This is a genomic window from Verminephrobacter eiseniae EF01-2 (genome assembly GCF_000015565.1).
GTDB classification, from domain to species: Bacteria; Pseudomonadota; Gammaproteobacteria; order Burkholderiales; family Burkholderiaceae_C; genus Acidovorax; species Acidovorax eiseniae.
In genome coordinates this window covers 2178676-2195158 of the sequence record NC_008786.1, presented here as the reverse complement: position 1 = coordinate 2195158, position 16483 = coordinate 2178676, and the positions used below count along the sequence as shown (strand labels likewise).

Here is a 16483-nt window from a genome sequence, read left to right as displayed (position 1 = left end):
CCCATGGCAGATATCAAACTGTTCGGCTATGCCGACAAGATCTCGGTAAGGCCAGGTGACCCGATCGACTTTCACGTCACGGCCGACGGCACGGCAGAGGTACAGGCGCAACTGGTGCGGCTGATTCACGGCGACCAGCATCCGGACGGGCCCGGTTATCTCGACGAGGAAATGGGCTGCGAAGGCAACGGCGTGTGGGCGGTGAAGAAGCAGTACACCCAGGTCGGATCGTTCCTGCGGGTTGCCGACCCGCAGCACAAACTCGCACTCGAAGCCGGCATCACGCTGTGCGCCTTCATCTTCCCCGGCCTGCCGCTGGCGGGTGTGCGCCAAACCGTGATGGGCCGCTGGGACAACGTCAAGAACGAAGGCTATGCGCTCGGGCTGAATCCGGCGGGGCACCTCGAATTCTGGGTCGGCAGCAACGGCGAAGTCGACTACGTCCAGACCGAAGTCCCGATGCTGGCAAAGCACTGGTATTTCGTCGCCGCCACCCTTGACGCGGCGAGCGGCCGCGCGAGCGTGCATCACGAGAGCGTGGCCAACCGCTACAACAGCCTGCTCGGCGCAGTCTGCCCGATCGACTACCGCTCGCATGTCGGCGAGACCTTCCGGTTCCGGCAGCGCAACCTGCCGGAGACCCCCTTCCTGATCGCCGGTTCGCAAGACTGGCACGAATCGCGCGGCCACTTCGTTTCGCAGATGTACTCGGGCAAGGTCGATCGCCCGATGGTGTGGGAGCGCGCGCTGACCCGCGCCGAACTGGACGGCCTGATGAAGGGTGGCGCGCCGGACCAAAAGGGTTTGGTCGCCTGCTGGGACACCACGCTGGGCTACACCGACCACGGCATCGGCGACACGGTGTACGACGCCGGCCCGCACGGCCTGCATGCCGAGGGCTACAACCGGCCGGTGCGCGCCCAAACCGGCTGGAACTGGGGCGGCCACAACGATTGCTTTCGCCTGAATCCGAAGGAATACGGCGGCGTAGAGTTCCACGCCGATGCGATGATCGACTGCAATTGGGAGTGCACGAAGCGGGTCACGCTACCGGCGCAGATGAAGAGCGGCGTGTACGCGATGCGCTTGCGCGCCGGCCCGGGCATCGGTCTGGCCGAAGAGCACATCGTCTTCTTCGTGCGCCCGAAAAGCGCCAAGGCGCGCCTGGCGCTGCTGATCCCGACCGCCAGCTACATGGCCTACGGCAACGAACACATGAGCTTCGATGCGCAGATCATCCAGCCGATGACGGGGCAGCCGCCGATCATCACCGAGATCGACATCGAGATGTACAAGAAGGACGAATTCGGCCTCTCGACCTACGACCACTGGTCGGACGGCAACGGCGTCTGCTACAGCTCCTACCGCCGGCCGATCGTCAACATGCGGCCCAAGCACCGTATCTCCAGCATGGGCGTGACGTGGCAGTTTCCGGCCGATCTGTCGATCCTCGCATGGCTGGAACACAAGGGCTACGACTATGAGGTGCTCACCGACGAAGACCTGCACCGCGAGGGCCTGGCCGCATTGAAAACCTATTCATGCGTCATCAGCGGCACCCATCCGGAGTACTACTCCGAGCGCATGCTCGACGCCACCGAAGACTACATCGCCACCGGCGGCCGTTACGTCTACATGGGTGGCAACGGCTACTACTGGAACGTCGCGTTCCGTGACGACACGCCATGGGTGATGGAGGTGCGCAAATGCGACTCGGGGATGCGCGCCTGGAATGCACGGCCCGGCGAACACTACCTTGCAACCACGGGCCAGAAGGGCGGCCTTTGGAAGAACCTGGGACGGCCGCCACAAAAGACATTCAGCGTCGGTTTCATCGCCGAGGGCTTCGAGTCGAGCCGCCCTTACCGGCGCATGCCCGACAGCTACCACCGCACCGTGGACTGGATCATGAAGGGCGTGGAAGGCGAGATGATCGGGGACAGCGGCCTGGCCTACGGCGGCGCGGCCGGCCTGGAGCTCGACCGCTACGACCTCACGCTCGGGACGCCGCCGCACACGCGCATCATCGCGTCCTCGGGCGGGCACAGCGACAACTACATGCTGTCGATCGAAGAGATCCTCTACCCCTACCCCGGCCTGAGCGGCTCGCAGGACTACCGCATCCGCGCCGACATGACCTACTTCGGCGCGCCGAATGATGGCGCAGTCTTTTGCGGCGGATCCATCGCGTTCGGCCAGGCCCTTCCGGTGAACGGCTTCAAAAACAACGTCTCCACGGTCCTGGGCAATGTCGTCGACGCCTTCATCGAGCCGGGGCGCCTGCCGGGCGGGTTGTGGGTGAATGACGAGAAGCAGTGGAAGTAGGCCCGCCAGGACTTCAGGGACATGCTGACGGAGTACGGCATCACGGCGTCGATGAGCCGCCGGGCAACGGCTGGGACAACGCCTGCGGCGAAACCCTGTTCGGGTCGCAGAAGGAGAGGCGGCAGCACGGACAGCGCTTGCGACGAGGCGCCAGGCCAGGGATGAACCCATTGCGTGGCTGCTCTGGTGCAACCGAACGAGACGGCACGCGACGCTGGCCTGCGTCAGCCCGGGACGGATCGAGCAAGACGGGCTGGCCGCCCAGGCCAGGCAAGCCCATTCGTGGCTCAGCAAGGGGATCCGGGATCCAGGGGCAAGGTCACCCATCCCAATCTTGCGGGGATCACCGCGTCAGCCCCCCTTTGGTCGATTGGGTCGATTGGGTCGATTTGGTCGATTTGGTCGAGATTTGGTTGATCGGATGGAGCGCGGATTTGAGGGCGGAACGGCCGCCGCAATGGATTCACATTCTGGGGATCACCGCATCAGCGCCGCTCGACCAGCGCGTCAACGACCATGGCGCCCTCGCCCCGGGCGCCGACCAGCACCGGATCGAGGTCGATGGCGGCGATGCTGTCGGGCGCTGCGGCGATCAGTCGGCCAAGCGCAATCACCACCGCACAGAGGGCGGCCGCATCGAGCGGCGGCTCGCCGCGCACGCCGTCCAGCAGCGGCGCGATGCGCAGGGTTTTGAGTGCTGCGTACACGTCGGCGCTGTCGAACGGCGGGATCAGCACGGCGATGTCTTGCAGCGCTTGCACATACCTGCCGCCGTCGCCCACCACGACGGGCCCGAAGACCGGGTCTTGGCGCGCGCCCGCCATGAACTCGTGCCGCCCCGGGTTCTGCCCGTCTCGCCCATTGGGTGCCGAACAGCGCCGCAGCCGCATTGGCGCTGTCGACATGCAGGGCGACGAGGGCGTGCCCCGACTGGTGCGGCATGTCGCCTGAGCGGGCTTTCACCACGCCGCGCCCCAGGCATCGCGTGCCTCGGCTGCGGTGCAGCACAGCCTGTGCGCACCACCGGGATGCCATGCGCGGCCAGCAGGGCCAGGCTTTGGACCTCGTTGAGAAAGCGGCCACTGCCCTGCGGCAACGAAGGCGGCTGCGCCGGCGGCCACGGCGCATGCGACTGGCGCATCAGCGCGGTGTGCGCGGCCAGTTGCGCGAGCACGCCCAGCGCCTGCGTTTCATCCGAAATTTCCCGCGCTCACGGGGTGAGCGAGAGACAAAGTCAGCCGGTATCACACGCGAAGCCTTATACAAGGCATTGCGGCTCGACAGTGCGCCGCGTTTTGATACGGTCAACCGCGTCCGTGCCACCCCTGGCGTACACTTTATTGGCATTACAACTTGCATACTGGGTTCGTATCCAGGCTATCCAGAACACGGCCATATAGAGTTCGCTTATTCCAGTTCATGTGAGAATTATCGCGCTCGAAAATTTTTAGTTCCCAATACCGCTGGAGCCGGAATACGGGATTTGGGGAAAATCCTTCCAGATGCGCCTCCTTCAAGGTGAGAGCAGTACCGCATGGAGTTCCAATTCCCTTGGAATGGGTTGGTTGCCACCTTTGATTCCAGTAAGTGAGATGCCCAATGTGAACACCATCAGCATCAATATCAATGCCTCCGCGAGTAGGCTTGGCCGTCATGCTTTTACCAACGCTGTGATTTGCTGGTAAATATGGGAAACGTGACAACAGGTCGCTCACAAGGTATCCAAAATGACGCATCGGGCCTGGTATTACCCCAGGAAGCATGCTAACGTTATTTGGAAATACTCCGGGCAAAAAGCCAAACGGCTTCACGTCAATCTTATTCACGAGACTTTCTGTTAAGGAAATCATTCTGTTTAAAAGATAATCATGGAGCGCAAATCCATCTTTTGGTCTTGCGCTTTCGTTGTTCACATAGCAGGAAGTGATTCGAAGTTCTGCACGATACATGTTGGATATGCCTAGCGGTGCATTCAGATACATCAGCAGTTCACCGCCGGCGCTGCAATCTCGCACCATCTGTCCAATCAAAGTGGAACATTTATTGGCGTCATCCGGAAGAGCCTCCTGCAATCCGGCAGCCCAGACAGGGCACTCTCCGGGAAGTATCTGGGCATAGACAAGGTCACAAGGAATGGCATATTTCACTTCTTCATGAACAATCTCTTCAGACATACCCCAAAGGTCGAAGGCAAGAGCAAGGGTTCTGAGATAAGCCGATCTGCCGAAATGGCAAGCGTGAGAAATCTGCAGTGCGACGGCATCGGGATCTTTCGACCAATAGTCACGATCGCTGCCAGAAGGCGCGCCCAGGCGGCAAACGAGGCACTCAATCTCATATTCCCATTGCCGTAAAAACGGCAGATCGTGCTGCTTTTCTAAAGCCGCTAATCTGGTGCGTAGTATCGGAGGAACAAGGTGAGCGGCAGTCAAGCTTTGGGCATATTCCGATATTGTGTAGCGTTTGGGTACTTCACCGGAGTGTGATTTCGACCAAGCGTTGATTAGAACGGGTTGTCCTGTAATTCCCATCAGAATGTAGTCGGAAAGCGGTGATGGTCTCGCAATGACACGGTGAAGTGCCGCCACAGTGACCAATGGGGATTTTTTGGCAAGAAATGCCACCATCAATGCCTCGGCAACCTCGGACTCCAACTCCTGATTCTCAATGAAGGTTAGCAACGCATTCCAAACGACTGCTCCATTTTCGGAGATAATTCCTGCCGCAGCAGAATGCGCTACCATCAATTTTACGGGTGGAAGCGGATGGCGAAGTCTGCTGAGACCTACGCGGACAAGAATCTTATCGTCCACGTTAGTTCCCCTTGAACCACAAAGGTATGGGCAGCGGGATATCACTCACTTCTTCTACAGTTGCGTTCACCATTTCCTTCGTTATTTTTATCGCATCTGAAATTTGGCCGACGGCATGGAGAAAGTGCACCAAGCGACTGTGAGGAATAGCCAGTGGCTCTGCATCGAGTCCAGTTTTCGGTGTCGTGGTGTCAAAAATAAAGTCTTCCCATCTCGCTGCATAATGAGATGCGAAGACCTTGAAGCGGTTCAACGCTTCCTCTTCACGGTAATAAAACTCGTCCCAACCTTTGCGATGGATTTGAGCAGCGACAAGCCATCGATATGCTTTTACCGTACCGTCCAGACGAAGACTGATTTCAAACATCGAATCAAAAATGGAGCTTATGCCCGTCGGAACATTCTCTTCGGTCAGGTATTTGCGAAGGTTGCGTAGCAATTCTGCACCCTTTCCTTTGCCTCTCCAATACGCAAACCATTCCCGAACCATTCTTTCTTCAGCGATATATTGTGATTTCTGGTGAAGTGCATCAATCAAAGCCTCATATTGATGTGGCCCAAAAACGCTGATATCAATGCCATGACCGTCGTCAAGGCTGAAAGAGGTGCCGTTCTTTTCTTCATCGCCGAGTTCAAGCGACGCAAGGCCGAGGAATTTTGAGTTGATTTCGATGATTTCGTTTGCATACACGGAGCCAGCCGACGCCAGTGCTCGCAGCTTGCCTACGCTTTCTGCATCCCACATGGTTGGGCCAATGACATTACGGCCAATCGCGCTGCCAACAATGGTAGGAACAACAGCCGAAAGCGCACACTCCGATAGATACCACTCACCAGACTTCAGGAGGTGATCATACATATCGGCATAAGTCTCAGGCATATATTTGGCGAACATTACCGCCATGGTAGCGAGTGCATGTCTCGTCTCGCTTCCATCCGTAATGACGCTGATATTGGCGACCACAGGACAAATTTTGATTAGCATCGATTTGGCGAAGTTGGCATCCGCCTGAGCGACTGCCTGTATTGCATCCAGAACGTGATGAATCGTAGGGTCTTTTCTGCATCCGTAGCCCATTACGCACGCCAAAGAACTGTGCAACAAAGATTTGCCGATCGCTTCAAGTGAATCCGTTTTGCAGGCCAACTCGCAGAGTGCCAAATAACTGTTGGCACGCTCATCAATTTGACTGATTTCCCTTTTGATCGTCGCCATACGGTCTGCCAGTTCACGCCTCACGATATCAGACTCAATCAAAACAACGCCGGTACGCAAACAGTCTTCCAGCCAACCATGGAACCAAAAATGGCGAGCCTGCTTTGCGCGGGTCCATTCAGTGCCTGATATCAGGCGTGGAGCCTCAAGAGCGCCAGATATCAGGAACAAGTCCTTTGAAATTGCCAGAAGCGCGCGTTTAAGTGATTGATGATCAGCATGCGTGTCGTAATCCTTTGTCTCTGGAAGTGAAGATAATGCCGCAAACAAGAAGTCAAACTTCGGACGTTCATGTCTGACCAACATTTTGCCTGCCAATGCCGCGCACCTTGTTATCTCGGTCAGGACTTCATTCAACCATTTACGCTTTTGGGTTGTCGGTGGATTTATTGTTAAATTAGCCCCCTTAACCTCCAAGGTTTTGGCAACAATGTAGAAAAATAGCCCGTGCAAAAAACATTCGAGACTTCCACTGGAAACATCATACCAGGCATCTTTATTGTAGACAGAAGCATCGAGAGAGAATGGAATTGGCCGCGCCTTTGATGGCGCATAGAGGCGTGCCCAGCATTCGGAGATCGGATGTTTGCGTAGCTGCCCAAATTCTGGGTATTCATGGAGGCTAATTCTGTTTATGCCAGCGACACGCACAATCTCAAGTTCCAAATCACTCCGCATTCCGTAGGGTAATGGAATTGGTAACCATCGGAGCAGTTTATCGATGTCGCGTAATTTAGCCAATTCACCAATGAAGAACCTGAATCGCGATGGACCGTAAGCACGTCGCCGGAAGCAGTCCTTCAATACTGTTGATTCAAACGTCGATGTGGCGGCACATAGTTCAAGCAACGCCTTGACATCAGACTCATGGCTCCGGGCGTTGGCTGTCCCGGAACGGATTGTGTCAGCCAATCTGATTCCAATGGCCTTTCTGCATTCGATGGCCTCCTCAATCCTGCGTGCACGCAGATACTGTCGGCCCAAAAGGAGCAGGTCAGCAATGTTTGCTGTACGAAATGCCGTGGATAGATTCTTTAATGGGTAATCATCATCAGTGAGTGAAAGCGCACACTCGTCAATTCGGGTGGGGTTGTCAATTTGAAAAGTTGTCCCGTTTTGCAGGCGTATTTTCAACCAACGCAGACGGACAGCTCTCGCGAAATTCTTTTGAGAAAATGCAGCAGTTTCAGCAGAGGTGAGAATTTTAATCAACTGCTTTTTTGGATAGGCTTTCGACATACTTTTAATAATCCAATCCCGACCAGGCTGAAAAACAAGATTATCAGTGGAACCGCATCGTGCCTGATACAGCCAAAGCCAACCCCAACGATGATAGGCAGGAGCCCTTTCGTTGAGCCACTTGACGACCTTGGGTGCTAAATGCTCAGTTCGAACATCATGTTCTTCCAACTCCCGAATAAAGGCGGGCAAACTTCCATGAAAGGGGATAAGACCTGCTTCCGAGTCATATAAGAGATGCCGAATCTCAGTTTGCAGGATCCCAGGGCGAATACCCAAGGTGTCTTCAAGGCTGAACACAGGCCAGGGGAAGCCGCTGTCTGCCACAAGGTGAAGGGCGTCCTTTGCATCGTAGGAAAGCCTTTGCCATAGTGACTTGTAGTAGCCACGGATGTCGCCATCTGGGCAGGCTGCCAACTGGGCTACCTCCTCGGGCCGGAGTATCCGATGCTGAAGCTTCATCGCCTCGAAGCTATAGGTAAGGTGTAGTGGATGCCCTTGTGAGAGTGTCTGGAACGCCTCCGTAAACTGGGCAATCAGGTCTGCTTTCTCGATTTCGCTCTGTTTCCCGTTCTGTTCATGGAGTTCAAATTGGCCGCTGCGATGCCTTTCTTCGAGCCAGCACCTTGTTGATGCTTGCGACATAAGCGGAAGCTCATACCAATCTTCGGGTTCTGATTGATTATTCAACCGTGATGGCAGTTGTTCGACACTGACGCGCTGTGTGCCTATTACCAAAACGGCATTTTGAGGCAGAGGAAGAAGATGCTGAAACAGTGAATCTAACGGTGCAATGTCCCTATCGTTCTCTCGCCATATGTGGTCAAGTCCATCAACCACGATGACAAATTGCTTCCCACTTTTCTGATATCCCAATGCGCAGGCTTCGATCCATTGCCGCAATGACTCCGGTTTGTTGGATAGCTGGTCTACGAATTGACCATGATAGTTTTCCATTTGCGCCATCATCGAATTGGCGACAGAAACAAGCGAGAACCGCTCCGATGGATCTGATAGGTCAAGAAAGTAGTGCTGCCTTATATATGGAATCTCGCGCTGCTCAAACTCCTTGCAAAGAAAACTCAAATAGGTACTTTTTCCTTGGCCGGGTGACCCCCATAAAACAAAGATTCTGCTTGAGGTGGAAAGAATTTGTGCGCTGAATTTTTGGTGAAATGGAATACTTGGCGGTTCATAGCCAGCAGGCACCTGGAACGACTGATTGAGGGGCGCCGGCCGGTGGCTATCAATTTCTCCTCTGATGATGTCAAGCGTGATTTGTCCGTGTGGTGGAGGGAAGTTTTTCCTGATTGCCCAGTCGACGGTCGCATTCAAGAGAGTATGCCAACCATGGTAGGTGGTATGCCGACCGACGAGTCTGTCTGACAGGGTTCCACGTAAGCTAAGAAAACCTTGGTACGAATGCTGAAAATTAAACGTGCGAAAAAAAGATTCTGCTCGATCAGCCGAAGGTAGTTGTTCCAGCAGTGTGGCTCTGGCATCAGCAGGAATTTTGTCGAATTCAACAAGCAAGGCTGCCGCGTTCATGCAGCCCTGGAACTCGCGGTCGGGTCGGCGGTTTGTGACGAGCGCGGCAAGATGAACCGGCGACCCAGACGCACTTTCCCACGCAGCGTACCATTTCTGTATCAATGACTTACCTTTGGGACGGTGCTCAAGAAGCCATTCCCATGAAAGGAAGTTCTTGGGAGTGGATGGGTCAACGGTGAATTTTACCTGATATAGATCAAGCAAACCATCGGTTCGGTGGGCGACGATATCGTCCAAGCCCTTAGGCGATTCGTCATCATCGGCTTCGAATTTTACCCAGTCATAGAGGTTCGGGTCATCGAGCCAATCACAAAGCAATTTAATTCCGACCAGATTTTGATACAGATACCCACTCAATGGTATCGCGGAGTGTTTGAGAGATATATTACTTGTCATAGTATCGTCGAAGATTGCTTTGATGGAAGTTTGGGCATTCTGAACGTTATTCAAAATCGGTAGTGTCCGGTTAAAAATCGAATAAATTCAATTGATTAACGAATGCGTGTGTTTTTGGAACGGAAAGTTCAATCTCAGGCAGGCTTTCGGATTTCGGTCCGACGGCCAGACGAACTGCCTCAAGATACTCTTTGATTTCGTCGAAACTCAGATCGTCGATTGCCCGGGCAATCAGCGTCTGGGCGGCGCCAATGACAAAGCGATCACTAACTGAAATTCGCAAGCCAGCAGCCTGTAGTCTGACTGTCATCATTTCGACGGCGCCGACCACATTCTCGGCAACTGGCAGATTCGACTGGGCGAATGCTCGCTTGCGGCAGACCAGAATGGCGTCGAGGCTGATTGGGTCTTTGGCGGCCGTTTTTGGGCTTGCTGCGCGCAGTTCGGCATGGACTGGATGAGCAGCCACCACTGCCAACCCGGCTTTGGTAATGGCCTCATAGATGGCCGCCCAGCCTTCGGCACGCGAATGATGGAAACTGAACGCCAGTACACCTTCATCCTTGAGCACACGGCACGCTTCGGTAAACACTGAGGCGAGTTGGCGCGCGAACGCGCGCGGGTCTTTGTGCTGCACTTCACCCTGATCGGATGAGTTTTCACGGGCAAACCATGGGTAGCGGTCACGCAGTGCAGGCGATAACCAAGCGAAAAAGAAATCGCTTAGTTCCGAGTAGTGAACGAAGTCGAAGTAAGGCGGGTCGGTCACGACAGCATCCACTGATGAATCGGGAATTGGGAGCTTGGAACTATCCCCGTTGAGAATCATCATCCCGTGATCGGCTTTCTCCAACTCACCCCAAGTCTCCATGCGGCGTGCCCGGATTGGTTGGCTTGCAACGATCTTACGCGAACCAATGCGCTGTCCGGCCTGGTCGTACTCGAAGGCGATCTCAAAAGGCTCGTCAAGGTAACGCTTGGCTCGCAGCAGCCTGGACTCGAACAGCGTGCTAAACGTGCCACTGCTACGATTCGTGCCCCACACCGAATTTTCAAGCGGAGTACGTTCCGGTTTGAGAATATGGTTGGAGAACATGTGCCGCACGGCCCCGGTGCCCTCTCCCTTGAAACTGCAAAACAGGTTATTGAACTCCAGTGTGCTTGAGAACAAACACAGCATCTGTTCCTGGATATCCGTATTCTCGATATGCAAAATCTCACGCAGCAAGATACCCAGGCAAAGCAACTGGCGTGAATTGAAGAAGTCGCGCCACTGGGTGTAGTTATAGCCACGCGCCTGGTTGGTGTTGTGGCCGGGCCGCACGCTGGATTCAGGCAACGGCAGAACCTCGGTCGCAAGCCGTTCTTGGGCTTCCTTGTACAAGGCCACATCCTCATTGCGCGCTGCCAAGTAGACCTTCGAGTCATCAGGGCGCAGGGCCATCATGGCATAGAGGCGATGATGTGGCGGCGAGCCATCCTTGGGCAGCAGATCCTTGACACGATAGCGATTGCCGCTCCTGTCGGTCAGGTACTGCCCAACAACCGGCCCTATTTGCGGGTTGAAATGGTGGCCGCATTGCGGGCAGTCTGCTGCCGTCGTGTCGTAGCGCTCCTCCATGATCCCCCAGCAGCCGGGGCACACGATCTGAGCCTTCGGCTTTTTCTTGGGGTAGGCGTCCTGCGAAAATACGTAGCGAGACAATAGTGGAATCGACTCCCCTTGCGGGGTCATTACTGTTTTCACCCAGAAGTAGTAAAGCACGGGGATTAACTCACCAGACTGAGGATCACGCGTCTGATAATAACGACGGATTTCTGGGGCGACATCCCGCTCAAGTCGCTCGAAGACTGCTCGAAGTTGATCTTCAGATGCTGGTGTGAACGCTTGCCGAACGAGAAACGTGCTCACCGGGTTAATGTCGGAACCGACCGCCTTGGCACCCAACTTGACGGCCTCACCCAGCGTCGTACCACTGCCCATGAAAGGATCGAGTACCACCATGCCAGCGAGGTCGTGCGTCTCGTAAAACTGTGCCCAAGTGTTTGCACCCGGTTTGGTCAATGCCCCAATGGTGATGCACCGAAATACTGACCCTAGCCGCGTCGCCCACCACTTATGGATGTGATAAATCGGCCGGTTGATCTCTTTCCGCCAACTCTCCTGCTCGGCGATTTGGCTGATTTCGACCACCGGGAAGTCACATTCAAGCGCCGTAGCAGCGGCAGCATTGGCGGCTCCAATCTTGTCGGTGATGGTGTTCATGCTTCGTCGGGCGCTGTGTTTTCATCCGGCAGGACGGGCGCTCTGAGCATCGACACTGGCTTATTGGCTTGATTTGCCAGTCGGAATGCGACAAAGCGATGCTGCGCTCCGGCTCGCGGGTTAGGAATGTACTCGGCTTTTAGCTCGTTGGTTCGCAGGTCGAAAGTGTAGCCCACCACCAGTGTGTCGGCCTCAGCACGGGTAAGGCGCCCCACATTCTGGAAGCGCGGGTCGCCACCCATGCTTTCCGGCACGATCAGCGTTATCAGACCCGTTGTGCCCTCAGTCAGCGCGAAAGGCGTAGGCGCGACGTACATCTTGCGATCACGAATCATGATGTCGCCGTAAGCGCCAAAACCTTTCACGCTTTTGTTTTTGTGGACGTAGTTGTGATCAGCGTTGAGAAAGTCCCCGTGGCAAATCACAAGATCAACCACCGGGTATTGCCTTTGACCATTGCCTTGGTCCGCAAATTGCGCCAAGTCAGCAGGATAGCGGCCAAACACATAGAAGATTTGGCGTCCATTGTGATGGCCGGTCGGTACCTGACTGTTGGCGTCGTAATCCTTCTCGCGGCCTGGCCATGCGAGACCCTTGATCTCATAGCCCTCGGTGTACTCAACCAAGCAGAAGTCGGGATAAATATTGCGACCAGATCCTTCGAAGTGGAGCGCGAGCTTTTGCAGGCGCTTCTGAAACCAGTTTTGAAAGTGGAACTCCTTATCCTTCGCCGACACCGATTCGATCAGTTCCCCGGCTTGCACAGCCAGTACGCATTGCTCGAACACGTCGAAACAGGTGGTCTTTTTGGTCATCGTCTTGTTGTTCCTTCGAGGTTCAAGTGGTCATGTGCGGTGGCATGACGCCACCGTGCTTGTACTTTCCGCTTGCCGCATCATGATTGCATTCTGCTTGCTTCAAGGCATTGTCCTGAAGGGCGATCGTTTGACTATCGACTGGCACAAGAGCATAGCCAAAACACACCCCATACGCTTTTACACCATGGGAAAGTGAACAAACATTCTAACAGTCGCCCGTTTCGCCAAGATGGCGCGTCAAACAGAACCGATTTTATCCAAGGGGACCCAAGCCCGGCCAATCTTGGCCCGAATGTCCGATGGCCCAGATGAATGCCTTGGTGTTGTGCGCCACGATGTAGTCACCAGCGGGCCACCGTGTCATTTGACTGTCAGACGGGCTGTCTTCTCCCCAAAAGAGACTGAATCCAAACTTCCATTTTGAAAAAATGACAGGGTGCCAGAAATCGTCTGCATCATCAGCATGCGCGAATGTTCAGAATGGCCCCTCCTGCCATGATGAAGTCATGGCCTTGGCTCATGCCTCGCTTTGCTCCAGCGCGACACACCCACACCCCACCAAGAATGGACTACCATATTTTTTTAAAATGGGTATTTGTTCCAAGCCAATGTTGGCGTAGCTTAGCGCCTACCATCCGGGGTGCAGGACCCAAGCAGGTAGCCCCCCGCAAGAGCAGTCGGACAAGAAACATGACAATGGAGACTCGACGATGATGAAAATAAAGCGGCTTGTTTTGCCGATGGGCTTGACGGGCTTGGTGGTCGCCACCAGTGTCGCCTGCGCCGAAACCTTGAAACGGCTGGCTTGGAGTGGCCTGGCGCCGCCGGAATCGGTCAAAAAGTCCAGGCAGAAAACCGGCATCGATGTGCAAGTCACGTTCTCGAACCATGAGGACACCATCTCAAGGTTGCGCGCCGCCGCTGGCGCAGTCAGGCCGCTTTTGCGCTGTGCCCGGGCACCCAGTCACGCATCCAGAGGGAGCCAGCCCCATGTCGTATGACCTCGAATGCCGGGATGTCGTCAGGACCTTCGGCAACCATGTCGCCGTTGACTGTGTTTCGCTCGGCGTCAAGCAAGGTTCGTTTTTTTCCATTCTCGGCCCTTCGGGGTGCGGCAAGACCACGCTGTTGCGCATGGTGGCCGGTTTTGGCCAGCCCAGTTCGGGCGATATCCTGATCAAGGGCGCTTCGGTCTTGCACACGCCGCCCAACAAGCGCCCGGTGAATATGGTGTTTCAGCATCTGGCGCTGTTTCCGATGATGTCGGTCGCGGCCAACATTGCCTACGGTCTCAAGCGCAAGGGCGGCATGAGCGGCAGTGTGATCGACAAGAAGGTCAATGAGGCGCTGGAGCGGGTCGGCTTGCCCGGCAGCGGCCACAAGCAGGTGACGCAACTGTCCGGCGGCCAGCGCCAGCGTGTGGCGATTGCGCGCTGTCTGGTGCTGGAGCCTGCGGTGCTGCTGCTCGATGAACCGCTGGGCGCGCTCGACCTGAAACTGCGCGAGCATATGAAGCTGGAGCTCAAGCAGTTGCAGCACCAGTTCGGCACCACCTTCGTCTACATCACGCACGACCAGTCCGAGGCGCTGGTGATGTCGGACCAGGTCGCCGTCATGAACGCTGGCCGCTTCGAGCAGGTGGCCAGCCCGCAAAAACTCTATTACGAACCGGCCACTGCCTTCGTTGCCGGCTTTGTCGGCGATAGCCAGCGCTGGCGCGGGCGCGTCGTGCATGTCGACGGGCAACGGCTGACTGTCTCGCTGCCCACCGGCCAGACCTTTTTTGCCGTCTACGGCGGCGCCGGTCGCGCCATGCGCGGCGATACGCTGGAGCTTTTCGTGCGCCCGGAAGCGATTGATATCAGCACGGACATGACGCCTGCCATCACCTCCGGCGCGCTGCCCAATGTGTTGCAAGGCCGGCTCGAAAGCCTGCTGTTCAATGGCGCCAACAGCCGCGCCATGGTGCGTGTGCAGTCCGGCGACCTGATTGCGGTCGCCTTGCCGCAGAGCCTGAACCATCGCGGCCTGGCGCAGGGCGCCGAGGTGAACATCCGCTTTGGCGCCGACCAGTTGATCGGCCTGCCCGGCGCAGACATGCCATGAGCGCCAGCACCAGCGTCGACACCAGCGGTGGACTGGCCGGGCGCCTGTCCTTTTATCTGGTGCTCACGCCCTTTTTGCTGTGGATGCTGCTGATCATCGTGCTGCCGCATGTCGATTTGCTGCTGCTGTCCTTCAAGGAATCGGCCACCAGCGTCGGCCTGGCCAACTACCGGGAGTTTTTCGGCGAGCCGGTTTATCTGCGCACCCTGGCGCGCACCGTCGTCATCTCCATCCTGACCACCTTGCTGATTCTGCTGATCTCCTGGCCCGTGGCCTACTACATCGCCAAGCTGGCGCGTGGCCGCTCCAAGACCAGTTTGTACCTGGCCTGCCTGCTGCCGTTCTGGGTTGGCGAGTTGGTGCGCGTATTCGGCTGGACCATCATCTTGCGCGAGACCGGCCTGCTCTCGCGCCTGCTCCAGCACCTCGGCGTGGTGCAGGGGCCGATCGAATTTCTCTACAACGACGCCGCCATGATCGTCGGCCTGATCTACACCTTGATGCTGTTCATGATCGTGCCCCTGATCTCGGTGCTGGAAACGCTCGACGATTCGCTGGTGGAAGCCGGCTACGACCTGGGCGGCAACGGCTGGATCGTGCTGCGCCAGATCGTCATCCCGCACGCCATGCCCGGCATCGCCTCCGGCTGCATCATCGTCTTCATGCTCAGCCTCGGCAGCTTTCTCACGCCCATTCTGATGGGCGGCAAAAGCAGCCAATGGTTCACCGAACAAATCTATACCCAATTCATCACCCGCTTCAACTGGGAGCTAGGCTCGGCCTTCGGCTTCGTGCTGCTGGCCGCCTCCAGCCTGGTGGTGTGGGCGGGGCTGAAACTCAGTGGACAGTCCCTGTCCAGTTCACTCGCCAGAGGGAGCTAAACATGTTGCGAACCATACCGGGCAAAAAGTGGTTGCGCTGGATGCACAAGGCCTATCTCGGCCTGTTCCTGGCCTACCTGGCCCTGCCGCTGGCCGTCGTGGCCGTGTTTGCCTTCAACGACTCGACCATCCCCTCGCTGCCGTGGAAGGGCTGGACGCTGGACTGGTTCATCGGCAACGGCAGCACGCGCACCGGCATGTTGCGGGATGGCGAGATCGGCGCCAGCATCGGCCACTCCCTCATCGTCGCCGCGCTGGTGACGCTGTTGTCGATAGGCTGCGGCACCACCACTGCCTTCCTGTTCGAGCGCCACGATTTCAAGGGCAAGAGCTTGCTCTACCTGCTCATGCTGATGCCGCTGGTCATCCCCGGCGTCATCCTCGGCATCGCCATCCTGGCCTTCTCCAGCACCCTCGCCAACGGCCTGGAAACCCACTTCGGCCTCAGCGTGGAAGCCCTGCGGCCCGGCCTGCTGCTGGTGACGCTGGGGCAATTTTCCTTCATCGCCACCATCGCCACCCTGGTCATTTCCGCCAGACTGCGCAAATTCGACCGCTCGCTCGAAGAAGCCGCGCTGAACCTGGGCGCCGGCCCGCTCACCGTGCTGCGCACCATCACCTTGCCGTACCTCTACCCCTCGATGATCGGCTGCGGCGTGGTCGCCTTCCTCATGTCCTTCGAGAACTTCAGCACCACCTTGATGCTGGTCGGCTCGGACGCCCCGCTCACCATCACCATGTTCAACCGCATGCGCCAAGGCTCCACGCCCGAACTCAACGCCGTCTCGCTGGCGCTGATGCTGGCCTCGGCGCTGCTGGGACTGGTCAGCATCCTGGCGCAACACAAAAAACCGCCAAGCGAATAGGCCGCC

The 16483-nt window shown here is 56.6% G+C and carries 9 protein-coding genes and 1 pseudogene; 5 read left to right on the top strand and 5 right to left on the bottom strand.

Annotation, left to right across the window (positions count from 1 at the left end; translation table 11 throughout):
• Positions 1–3: 3 nt before the first annotated feature.
• Positions 4–2325, top strand: coding sequence for a N,N-dimethylformamidase beta subunit family domain-containing protein (locus VEIS_RS09540; RefSeq protein ID WP_011809710.1), 2322 nt, complete (start codon positions 4–6; stop codon positions 2323–2325).
• A 485-nt stretch (positions 2326–2810) separates the two neighbouring features.
• On the opposite strand, the gene VEIS_RS30410 is transcribed toward VEIS_RS09540, so the two are convergent.
• Positions 2811–3230 carry an acetate--CoA ligase family protein gene (locus tag VEIS_RS30410; protein WP_232287887.1) on the bottom strand — a complete coding sequence of 140 codons (420 nt, stop codon included), beginning with the start codon at positions 3228–3230 and terminating at the stop codon, positions 2811–2813.
• A 35-nt stretch (positions 3231–3265) separates the two neighbouring features.
• On the opposite strand from VEIS_RS30410, the pseudogene VEIS_RS31325 reads away from it, so the two are divergent.
• Positions 3266–3637: pseudogene (locus tag VEIS_RS31325) on the top strand (hypothetical protein); the annotation flags it as partial.
• 34 nt (positions 3638–3671) lie between these two features.
• Here VEIS_RS31325 and VEIS_RS28480 read toward each other — a convergent pair.
• Genes VEIS_RS28480 through VEIS_RS09520 form a run of 4 tightly spaced genes read right to left on the bottom strand, consistent with a single transcriptional unit; the run spans position 3672 to position 12621 of the window.
• On the bottom strand, positions 3672–5138 hold the full coding sequence (locus tag VEIS_RS28480; protein WP_011809709.1) for a hypothetical protein: 1467 nt from the start codon (positions 5136–5138) through the stop codon (positions 3672–3674).
• 1 nt (position 5139) lies between these two features.
• Positions 5140–9594 (bottom strand): ATP-binding protein, encoded by a 4455-nt coding sequence (locus VEIS_RS28475; protein ID WP_157048452.1) that lies wholly within the window; start codon positions 9592–9594, stop codon positions 5140–5142.
• Positions 9595–9610: 16 nt separating this feature from the next.
• Positions 9611–11806, bottom strand: a complete 2196-nt coding sequence (locus VEIS_RS09525; RefSeq protein ID WP_011809707.1) for a DNA methyltransferase — start codon at positions 11804–11806, stop codon at positions 9611–9613.
• Complete coding sequence (locus tag VEIS_RS09520; RefSeq protein ID WP_011809706.1) at positions 11803–12621, bottom strand: hypothetical protein; 819 nt, start codon at positions 12619–12621, stop codon at positions 11803–11805. Before VEIS_RS09520 ends, VEIS_RS09525 begins: the two co-directional genes overlap by 4 nt.
• 993 nt (positions 12622–13614) lie before the next feature.
• Between VEIS_RS09520 and VEIS_RS09515 the strand changes: the two genes are divergently transcribed.
• Genes VEIS_RS09515 through VEIS_RS09505 form a run of 3 tightly spaced genes read left to right on the top strand, consistent with a single transcriptional unit; the run spans position 13615 to position 16477 of the window.
• Positions 13615–14730, top strand: a complete 1116-nt coding sequence (locus tag VEIS_RS09515; RefSeq protein ID WP_011809704.1) for an ABC transporter ATP-binding protein — start codon at positions 13615–13617, stop codon at positions 14728–14730.
• A complete protein-coding gene (locus tag VEIS_RS09510) occupies positions 14727–15611 on the top strand; it encodes an ABC transporter permease (RefSeq protein WP_011809703.1) in 885 nt (294 codons plus the stop codon). The genes VEIS_RS09515 and VEIS_RS09510 overlap by 4 nt, the downstream gene beginning before the upstream one ends.
• Positions 15612–15613: 2 nt before the next feature.
• The gene (locus tag VEIS_RS09505; protein ID WP_011809702.1) at positions 15614–16477 is read left to right on the top strand and encodes an ABC transporter permease; all 864 of its coding nucleotides are present in this window, start codon (positions 15614–15616) and stop codon (positions 16475–16477) included.
• The last annotated feature ends 6 nt before the right edge of the window (positions 16478–16483 follow it).